Annotated in this window: 7 protein-coding genes; 1 reads left to right on the top strand and 6 read right to left on the bottom strand. The window is 66.1% G+C overall.

Annotated features, from left to right (window positions below; all coding sequences use genetic code 11):
* Positions 1-106: 106 nt before the first annotated feature.
* From ACYVGS_RS11590 to ACYVGS_RS11565, 6 genes are all read right to left on the bottom strand, one after another.
* Positions 107-1,312: an acetyl-CoA C-acyltransferase gene (locus ACYVGS_RS11590; RefSeq protein WP_460588843.1), complete on the bottom strand. Its 1,206-nt coding sequence runs from the start codon at positions 1,310-1,312 to the stop codon at positions 107-109.
* Positions 1,309-2,541 carry an acetyl-CoA acetyltransferase gene (locus tag ACYVGS_RS11585; RefSeq protein ID WP_460588841.1) on the bottom strand — a complete coding sequence of 411 codons (1,233 nt, stop codon included), beginning with the start codon at positions 2,539-2,541 and terminating at the stop codon, positions 1,309-1,311. Before ACYVGS_RS11585 ends, ACYVGS_RS11590 begins: the two co-directional genes overlap by 4 nt.
* On the bottom strand, positions 2,538-4,217 hold the full coding sequence (locus tag ACYVGS_RS11580; RefSeq protein ID WP_460588840.1) for a class I adenylate-forming enzyme family protein: 1,680 nt from the start codon (positions 4,215-4,217) through the stop codon (positions 2,538-2,540). The genes ACYVGS_RS11585 and ACYVGS_RS11580 overlap by 4 nt, the downstream gene beginning before the upstream one ends.
* A 3-nt stretch (positions 4,218-4,220) precedes the next feature.
* A complete protein-coding gene (locus tag ACYVGS_RS11575) occupies positions 4,221-5,135 on the bottom strand; it encodes an NAD(P)H-dependent flavin oxidoreductase (RefSeq protein ID WP_460588839.1) in 915 nt (304 codons plus the stop codon).
* A gap of 71 nt (positions 5,136-5,206) precedes the next feature.
* The gene (locus tag ACYVGS_RS11570; RefSeq protein ID WP_460588838.1) at positions 5,207-6,046 is read right to left on the bottom strand and encodes a DUF1295 domain-containing protein; all 840 of its coding nucleotides are present in this window, start codon (positions 6,044-6,046) and stop codon (positions 5,207-5,209) included.
* Between the two features lie 2 nt (positions 6,047-6,048).
* Positions 6,049-6,936 (bottom strand): Rossmann-fold NAD(P)-binding domain-containing protein, encoded by an 888-nt coding sequence (locus tag ACYVGS_RS11565; RefSeq protein WP_460588837.1) that lies wholly within the window; start codon positions 6,934-6,936, stop codon positions 6,049-6,051.
* A gap of 165 nt (positions 6,937-7,101) precedes the next feature.
* Here ACYVGS_RS11565 and ACYVGS_RS11560 point away from each other — a divergent pair, with 165 nt between their 5' ends.
* Complete coding sequence (locus tag ACYVGS_RS11560; protein ID WP_460588836.1) at positions 7,102-8,622, top strand: carotenoid oxygenase family protein; 1,521 nt, start codon at positions 7,102-7,104, stop codon at positions 8,620-8,622.
* Positions 8,623-8,629: the final 7 nt, after the last annotated feature.

Here is an 8,629-nt window from a genome sequence, read left to right as displayed (position 1 = left end):
CGCCCGCAACGGAGCAGAGGAGGATCAACCACCCACACCAACGCAGCGGTCGCCAGACCGCGAAGCCACCCACACCAACCCAGCGCTCACCAGACCGCACAGCCGATCAGCCCACGATCCGCTCGATCAACAGCGCGCTGCCCGTCCCCGCCGCGCCGGCAGCGGACACCACCCCCAGGCGCAGATCGCGCCGTTCCAGCTCGTCCAGCAGCGTGCCCGCCATGATGGCGCCGGTGGCGCCCATGGGGTGGCCGAGGGCGATTACCCCGCCGTTGACGTTGAGCTTCTCGTCCGGAATGCCGAGATCCTTCATGCACACCACGCTGACCGCGGCGAAGGCCTCGTGAACTTCAAACAGGTCGACATCGGCCACTGTGAGCCCCTGCTCGTCGAGCAGCTTGCGGGTGGCCTCCACGCAGCCGCTCAGCACCTGCAGAGGATCGGCATTCACCGTGGCCGAGGCTTTGATCCGTGCGCGGGGCTGCAGGCCCTGGCTTTGCCCCCAGGCTTCGCTCCCGATCAGCACCAGCGCGGCGCCATCGGCCATGGCGGGCGAGTTGCCGGCGGTGTGGATATGCTCGACCTGTTTCAGCTCCGGGTAGCCGGCGAGCTGGAAGGCGTCGATACCGGCGGCAGCGGCCTTGGCGAACACCGCGGGCATGCTCGCGAGTTGCTCGGCGGTGGTGTCCGGGCGGATGCACTCATCCTCGCTGACCCGGGTGCCGTCCTCCAGGGTGATCGGGACGATGGAGCGGAACCAGCCATTGTCCCGCGCGGCTGCGGCGCGCTGTTGGCTGGCCAGGGCCACGGCATCGGCTTCCTCGCGGCTGATCCCGTGTAGGGTGGCAATCAGGTCGGCGCCGTTGCCCATCATCAGCATGCGGCAGCGGGCGGCGAATTCCGGGTCGGTGAAGACCCGCGCCTGGTCCGAGAGCATGGGCACCCGCGACATCATCTCCACGCCACCGGCGACCGTGACTTCTGCCTGGCCGCCGGCAATCTTCAGGGCCGCCAGGGCCATGGCATCAATGCCCGAGGAGCAATAGCGGTTGACGGTCAGGCCGGGCACCGAGCCGGGCCAGCCGGCGTAGAGAGTGGAGCTCTTGGCGATGTTTCCGGCCTGTTCCCCCTGCTGGGTCACACAGCCGAGAATCACGTCATCCACCGTCGCGGGCTCCAGCCCGGTGCGCTCCACCAGGGCGGCATAGAGCTGCTTCAGCAGTGCCTGGGGGGTGAGTGAGTTTAGGCTGGCGCCTTCCTTGGCGCGGCCCCGCGGGCTGCGCAGGGCGTCGTAAATCAGGGCATCGCTCATGCATCGACTCCGATAATCAGGCTGACACAGGTGGTCGCACTGCCACCCAGGTTAAAGGTGGCCAAGTTGCGCGCCCGTGGCAGCTGGCAGGTACCGGCGCGACCGCTGACCTGGCGGGCGCAATCGAGGGCCATGCGCACACCGGTGGCGCCGACCGGGTGGCCGAGGCCGATCAGGCCGCCGCTGGGATTGATCGGGAAGTCGCCGTCGCGGGCAATGCGCCCGTCCTCGATCGCCTTCCAGCTCTCCCCGGGCGCGGTCAGGCCGCTGTGGTCGATGGCCATGTACTCGGTCACCGAGAAGCAGTCGTGGGTTTCCAGGCCGTCCAGGTCGTTGACCCCGCGCATCCCGGCACGCCGCAGTGCGTCCTGGAACATTGCCTGCACGTGGGGAAACAGCAGCGGCTGGCCGGCGCTGGCGCGCAGTTTGTGTTCCAGCAGGATCGGCGCCGAACGGTGTCCCCAGCCCTTGATCCGCGGGATGTCTGCCAGTTGCAGGCCGCGATCGTTCGCCCACTGCCGCGCGAAGCTCTCGCTGGCCAGGATCAGGCAGGCGGCGCCGTCGGTGATCTGCCCGCAGTCCAGCTTGCGCACCCGGCCTTCCACCACCGGGTTGAGGCTGTCGTCCTCGCTGAAGCAGCCGGCGGGGAACTGCCAGCCGCGGGTCTGGGCATTGGGGTTGTCTTTGGCATTGCCGAAGTTGATCTCGGCGATCCGGGCCAGGTGCTCGTGGCGAATACCGTGGCGCTGCTCGTACTCGGCAGTGATGCGGTCGAAGAGATAGGGCCAGGGGAAGTCGCAGTCGGTGGCTTCGCGGCCCTGCCAGGCCGCAGCCCCCAGGTATTCCGCGCCGGTGCGGCCATCCACGTTGCGCATGTACTCCAGGCCCACGACGCAGGCCGTGTCGTAGTGTCCTGCCTCGATGTCGCGCATGGCGCTGAGCAGGGCGATGGAGCCCGAGGCGCAGGCTGCTTCGTGACGGGCGGTGGGCAGGCTGTTGAGCTCAGGATAGACCTCGCCGAAGAAACCGTTGAGCAGCCCCTGGCGGGTGAACAGCTCGCCGACGAAATTGCCCACGTGTCCGCAGCCGATCTGTACGGGCTCGATGCCGGCCTCGGCGACGCCGGCGCGCAGGACTTCGGCAAACATGTCGTAGATATCCAGGCCCTCCCGGGCCCAGTTGCGGGCGAAGTCGGTCTGCGCGCCGCCGAGTAGGTAGACAGGGCTCATGGCTGGCCTCCTCGTTGGCTTACGGCCTGCTGCAGCTCGTGGCGCAGCACCTTGCCGATGGGGTTTCGGGGCAGGGCCTCGAAGACTTCAAGGCGCTCCGGGAGCTTGAACACCGCAATGCCTTTTTCCTGCAGCCAGGTGCACAGGGCTTCGAGCTCGGGTGCCTGGTTGTTCTCCGCCGGCACCACGCAGGCACAGATCTTTTCCCCCAGGTCGGCGTCGGGGTAGGCACAGACAGCCGCCTCTGCCAGTCCCGGGAAGCCCTCCAGCAGGGTATCCAGCTCGGCGGGGGAGATCTTCATGCCGCCGCGGTTGATGATGTCCTTGCAGCGCCCGACGATGCGGTAGTAGTTGGGCGGTTCCCCGCAGATCTCCACCAGATCGCCGGTGCGGAACAGGCCGTCCGGGGTGAATATCCCTTCACCGTCGTGGTCCAGGTAGCCGTCGAACACCGCCGGGCCGCCGATACACAGCTCGCCGGGCTCCCCCGGCCGGGTAATCTCCTCGCCGCTTTCCGGGTCGATGACCCGGGTGGTAATGGATTCGTGGGCGTGCCCTTGCCAGGGCATGTCGGGTACCCCGAAACGGGGGAACATGCTGGCCCGGTACTCGGGGGAGGGCGCCACCTCGGGGGTGGAGAACAGGCTGATACCCTCGTTGGAGCCGTAGAAATTGATGATCGGCTTGCCGTACTGGCCCTCGATCACCGCGATCATGCTCGGCGACAGGGGCACCGAGCCCGAGCCGAAGGCGCGGATGCTGCCGAAGTCGCATTGCTCCCAGAGGGCCGGCTGCTGGGCCAGGCGGTTGAGCAGTGCCGGCGGCGCGATGGTGAAATTGACCTGTTCCTCCTGGATCTGCCGCAGGAACAGCGGCGGGTCCACCGGGTGATGCAGTACCAGCTTGCAGGCATTCAGTACCGAGGGAAACAGGAAGCCACCGAGGGCGGCCATGTTCACCAGGGGGAAGGGTACCAGCAGGGTTTCCCCCGGCTGATAGTCGCCGGCGGCCATGGTGTTGCGGGCCATGTCGCGCCACATGTTGTGGGAGCGTGGCACGCCCTTGGGGGTGCCGGTGGTGCCCGAGGTCCAGACGATGGTAAGGATGTCGTTGGCATCCCCGGGGTGCTGGCGGCGGTGGCTCTCGAGTGCCGCGCGCGGCGCCGGGTCCTTCGGGGTTTCACAGTGGAGCTCCTCGCCCAGGGTCCACACCGGCGTCGAAGGCAGGGCCTCGCGCGCGCGCGTCGCCAGGGCCTGTTCGCGAAAACGTGCCAGGGTGAGCATGGCCGCCGGTTTCAGTACCTCGGCGAAGCGGGCGATCTCGTGGCTGGCATACTGGATGGGAATTGGGGAAATCACCACGCCGAGCTTGCTGGCAGCGTAGTAGGCGAGCACCAGCTCGCTGATATTGGGCAGTTGCACCAGCAGGCGTTCGCCGTGGCGCAGGCCGAGCTCCAGCAGCTCTGCCGCCAGGGCGTCGCTGAGAGCGTCCAGCTCGCTGAAGCTCAGCCGGCGGCAGGGCAGGTCGGTGAGGTCCGGCTTGTTCGGCTGGTCTACCAGCGCGGTCGCTTCGCCGTGTGCCGCCAGTTGTGACTGGAGGATGCCGTGCAGGGTCTCGCGACCCCAGTAACCGGCCTGTGTCAGCGCCTGAATGCGCGCGGGGGAACTGGTTTGCATGGCTCAGACCTCGCAGGCGCTGCGATATTCGGCTTCCAGGCGATCCACCAGCGCCGCGATCGGCAGCACCTCGCGGATGGCACCCACCCCCTGGCCTGCCGACCAGACATCGCGCCAGCGCTTGGCGTCGCTGGTGGCCGCGGCGATATCGATGCCCTTTGCGTCCGGCATTTGGTCGGGGTTGTAGCCCGCGGCGACCAGGCTGGCTCGCAGCCAGTTGGCCTTGACTCCGGTGAGGGCATCCGAGCAGACGATATCGGCCCCGCGGGCGTCCACCACCATCTGCTTGTATTCGGGCACCGCCATGCTCTCCTCGGTGGCGATGAAGCGGGTGCCCATGTAAGCGTAGTTGGCGCCCAGCACTTGTGCCGCCCTGACTCCGCGGCCGCTGGTGATACCGCCACCGAGCACGATGTCGCCATCCCAGAACTGGCGCACCTCTTCCACGAAGGCGAAGCCGGACTGCTGGCCGGTGTGACCCCCGGCCCCGGCGGCGACCAGCACCAGGCCATCAACCCCGGCCTCGACCGCCTTGGCGGCGAAGCGCGTGTCGATGACATCGGCAAATACCTTGCCGCCGTAGCTGTGCACCGCCTCGATGGCTTCCCGCGGGCTCCCGAGAGCCGAGATCACCAGCGGTGCACGGTACTTCACCGCCAGGTCGAGATCGGCGAAGCGGCGGGTATTGGAGCGGTGCATCATCAGGTTGATGGCCCAGGGACCGTCGTGTTCGTCACCCAGCGCCTGGGTGATCTGTTGCAGCCACTGTTCCAGTTGTTCGGTGCTGCGGGCATTCACCGAAGGGAAGCAGCCGGCAATGCCGGCGCGGCAGCTGGCGATGACCATCTCCGGGCCGGACTGCAGGAACATGGGGGCCTGGATGACGGGAATGCGGAGTTGTTTCAGGGTGCGGGGCATGCGGGTTTCCATAGTTACTTTTATTAAAAGACCTAAAGCCTACGACTTTACCGTCGGGCTCACAAGTGCCGTCAGGGGCGCGTCTGGCTCTTGCTTCCACCGAGCCGTTTGGGTGGCAGTGGGAACAGTCCGCTGGTGCGCGCCATGTAGTCCGCATAGCCGGGTTTTTCCCGCGCCAGCTTCTTGTCCAGGGTGCGCTGGCCGGTGACATTGATCACCAGGTAGCTGTAAGCCAGCGGTCCGATGAGGGTAAACACCCCCAGCGGGGCCTCGCAGGCGACCAGCCAGATGCCCCACCAGACACACAGTTCGCCAAAGTAGTTGGGGTGGCGCGAATAGCGCCAGAGACCGCTGTCCAGCACAGTGCCTCGCTTGTCGGTATCGGCGCGAAAGCGGCGCAACTGCTCGTCCGCGACGGATTCGAACACCAGCCCGAGAAACCACAGGCCGGCGCCCGCCAGGGTCAGCCAGCCTGGCGTCACCTCGACCGCCTGCATGGCCACCTGCACCGGGAGGGTGGCCAGCCACAGCACGGCTGCCTGCAGCAGGAAGACCTGGCGCAGGCTGAGCCAGACAAAGGCGCGGTCGTTGTCGACCCAGTTGCGCAGCTTGCTGTATCGGGGGTCCTCGCCCTGGCCCCAGTTGCGGGCGGTGAGATAGCCGGTGATGCGCAGGGCCCAGAGCAGAACCATGCCCAGCAGGAGCCATTGCAGGGGGCCGATAGCGTGTGACCAGAATGCGCTGGCGACCGTGATGGCCAGCATGACCAGGGCGAAAAAACGGTCGATGATGCTGACATCGCGCAGGGGGATACTGCAGAGCCAGAGGGCGACTGCCGCGCTGAACGCGACGCCCAGGTTGAGGGCGAACAGGGGCAGGACTTCGGAGAGTGTGACGGACAGTGATGACATGCTTACAGGCCCCCTATGAATTGCTGGAACATGGCGACGGCGGAGGGGTGGTCGCGGGTGGGCTGCCCCAGGGCTTTCCAGCCATCCGCGAGTTCCTTGTCTTCGCAGGTCCCGGTCATCAGGGTGCGAGCGCGAGCCAGCCGGCCGCCTCCGGCGACCAGCACCTCGCCATTCAGTGGGCAGTGGTCCCCGCTCAGCCAGGCCACCACAGGTGCAACCGCCGCGGGGGAGAGCTTGTTCCGCAGCGCTTCGGACAGGCTGGCTTCTGTCATGGCAGTGGTGGCAAAGGGGGCAATGGTGTTCACACGCACGCCATGCGCCGCGCCCTCCAGGGCCAGCGCCTGGCACAGTCCTATTACTGCGGCCTTGGAGGCAGAGTAGGCGGGCAGGCCGTGCTCGCCGTAAAGGCCTGCCGCCGAGCTGCTGACGACAATAGCACCCCGGCGCTGTTGGTAAAGATGGCTGAAGGTCGCGTGTAACAGGTGGACGGTGCCCATCAGGTTGATATCCACGACGCGGCGAAAGTCGCCGATCTCCTGCTTGTGGAAAGCAGCTGCCTCGGACACGCCAGCGTTGGCAATCACTATGTCGAGCCGGCCGAAACTGTCCAGGGCGCGCTCCAGCAGGCGCTGGCCGCAGGTGGCGTCCTCCACCGGGGTATCGTCCGCTACCGCCTGTCCGCCCCGGGCCTGAATCTCGTCGACCACGCCGTCGGCGCTGCGAACCGTGTCGGTGGGGTGGCTGCGGTTGTTCACCACTATCCGCGCGCCGCGGGCCGCCAGCTCGAGTGCGTAGGCCCGGCCCAGGCCCTTGCCGGCGCCGGAAATGATGGCGGTCCTCCCCGCCAGATCCTGTGTCTTTCCGTTCGCCCTGTTGTCGCTAATGGCCACGGGATACGCTCGCTCTTGTTGGTTTTATAAATAGACCTGGAGTGTAGGGTTTTGTTGCGCGGGCCGCAATACGAATACTTGCATAAAAGAACTTGAGGTCTATAATCCGGGCAAAGCCCCAGTGCGGAAAGCCCGTTTCCGCACCCGACAAAGCGGGAGTGCAGCATGCAAAGTCTCAGCAAGATCAGTGAATATCCAAGCGTGGAGCGCTGTATCGGCGGTGTCGCCGAGTTCCCGGATACCCACAACTGGATCTATACCCTGGACAACCCCTACCTGCACGGCGTCTACGCGCCCACGGCTGACGAGCTGGAAGTGTCGGGTCTGGAGTTCGAGGGAGAGCTGCCGGCGGATCTGGAGGGTGCCTATTTCCGCAATGGCCCGAACCCCTACTTCAAGCCCAAGAACCGCTATCACCCCTTTGATGGCGACGGCATGGTGCACGGTGTCTACTTCCGCGACGGGCAGGCTGCCTACCGCAATCGCTATGTGAACACCCTGGCCCTGCAGGAGGAGCGGGCGGACGGGAAGTCGATTTCACCCGGGGTGATGGGGCCCTTCGACTACGAACTCTCGCCCTTTGGTATCAAGGACACTTCGAACACCGACATCTTCCTCTATAACGGCGACCTGATGAGCCTCTGGTACAACGCCGGTCACCCCTATCGGCTGGATGCCCAGACCCTGGAGACCCGCGGCTATTACGACCTGGCAGGGCGCGATCACCGACGGCTGTCGGCACACTCCAAGGTTGACCTGGCGACCGGTGAGCTGCTGTTCTTTGACTACGGGAATGAGCCGCCCTATATGACTTATGGTGTGGCCGGCCCCGATGGCCGGCTCAAGCACGAGGTGGCGATTGACCTGCCGGGGCCGCGACTGCCCCACGACATCGGCGTGACCACCCACTATACGATTCTGCACGACCTGCCCTTCTTCCACGACATGAACGTGCTGCGTCGCCACGGCTACCGGGTGCTGACCTTCCACACCGACATGCCCACACGCTTTGGCCTGATTCCGCGCTACGGGCGCGGCGACGAGGTGCGCTGGTTCGAGTGCGAACCCTGCTACATCCTGCATACCAGCAACTGTTGGGAGGAGGGTGACTGGGTGGTCATGGATGGCTGCCGCTCCACCAACCCGATGCCCGCGGCCCAGCCGGGCGAGGGCGACCTGGCCTCGATGCTGGCCTACATGCGCCTGGAGGCCAACAACTACCGCTGGCGCTTCAACCTGCGCACGGGGGAGGTACGTGAAGGCCCCATCGACGACCTGAACACCGAGTTCAACAAGAGCAATCCCCTTTACCTCGGGCGCAAGAGCCGCTATGCCTATCACCAGCGCATTCCGCTGTTTCACGAGGGCGGCCACACGCTGCGTTTCACCGGTCTGGTCAAGTACGACAACGAGACCGGCAGACGCTGGCAGTGGGATTACGGCCGCGGCGTCTTTGGCAGTGAGGCGGTATTCGCCCCGCGCCGCGGCGCCGGCGCGGACAGCGGGGAAGACGATGGCTATGTCATCACCCTGGTGACCGACAGCAACACCTGGCAGTCCCACTGCCTGGTCTTTGCGGCGGCGGATATTGAACAGGGCCCGGTGGCGCGAGTGCGCATGCCTCACCGGGTACCCTTTGGTTTTCACGCCACCTGGGCCCGAGGGGAGGATCTCTACCCCCGCTGAGGGGCAT

The sequence above is a fragment of the Haliea atlantica genome (genome assembly GCF_054779855.1).
The sequence above is the reverse complement of the archived record's forward strand: the minus strand, read 5'-3'. Positions and strand labels throughout refer to the sequence as shown.

Excerpts from the sequence above, each read along its gene's own strand:
- ACYVGS_RS11560 (WP_460588836.1), top strand. The coding sequence starts at position 7,102 with ATGCAAAGTCTCAGCAAGATCAGTGAATATCCAAGCGTGGAGCGCTGT.
- ACYVGS_RS11580 (WP_460588840.1), bottom strand. The coding sequence starts at position 4,217 with ATGCAAACCAGTTCCCCCGCGCGCATTCAGGCGCTGACACAGGCCGGT.
- ACYVGS_RS11590 (WP_460588843.1), bottom strand. The coding sequence starts at position 1,312 with ATGAGCGATGCCCTGATTTACGACGCCCTGCGCAGCCCGCGGGGCCGC.
- ACYVGS_RS11570 (WP_460588838.1), bottom strand. The coding sequence starts at position 6,046 with ATGTCATCACTGTCCGTCACACTCTCCGAAGTCCTGCCCCTGTTCGCC.
- ACYVGS_RS11585 (WP_460588841.1), bottom strand. The coding sequence starts at position 2,541 with ATGAGCCCTGTCTACCTACTCGGCGGCGCGCAGACCGACTTCGCCCGC.
- ACYVGS_RS11575 (WP_460588839.1), bottom strand. The coding sequence starts at position 5,135 with ATGCCCCGCACCCTGAAACAACTCCGCATTCCCGTCATCCAGGCCCCC.